This is a genomic window from Faecalicatena fissicatena (assembly GCF_016900595.1).
Taxonomy (GTDB): domain Bacteria; phylum Bacillota; class Clostridia; order Lachnospirales; family Lachnospiraceae; genus Claveliimonas; species Claveliimonas intestinigallinarum.
In genome coordinates, this window is sequence record NZ_JACLYY010000043.1 from 1 (window position 1) to 307 (window position 307).

Below are 307 nucleotides of genomic sequence, written 5' to 3' on the forward strand. Positions count from 1 at the left end.
CAATGGAGAATACGAGATTCGAACTCGTGACCTCCTGCTTGCAAGGCAGGCGCTCTCCCAACTGAGCTAATCCCCCGTTCGGGTATTCCATTTTTATTGAACACTTCGCCTCACATCTTTCAACTAAATTCGATCTTCGCTTCCGCTCGATCTCATTAAGTTTCAAGATGGGCTTTCTCACTAAACTCGAGCAGCACCTGCGGTGATGCTCTCGTTAAGTGTTCAATGCCTGGGCTTAAGTGGACTCGAACCACCGACCTCACGCTTATCAGGCGTGCGCTCTAACCGGCTGAGCTATAAGCCCGTT

At 50.2% G+C, this 307-nt stretch carries 2 tRNA genes; both read right to left on the reverse strand.

Annotated features, from left to right (window positions below):
* Window positions 1-3 precede the first annotated feature (3 nt).
* Window positions 4-76 (reverse strand) — tRNA-Ala (locus H7U36_RS15055).
* A 154-nt stretch (window positions 77-230) separates the two neighbouring features.
* Window positions 231-304 (reverse strand) — tRNA-Ile (locus H7U36_RS15060).
* Window positions 305-307: the final 3 nt, after the last annotated feature.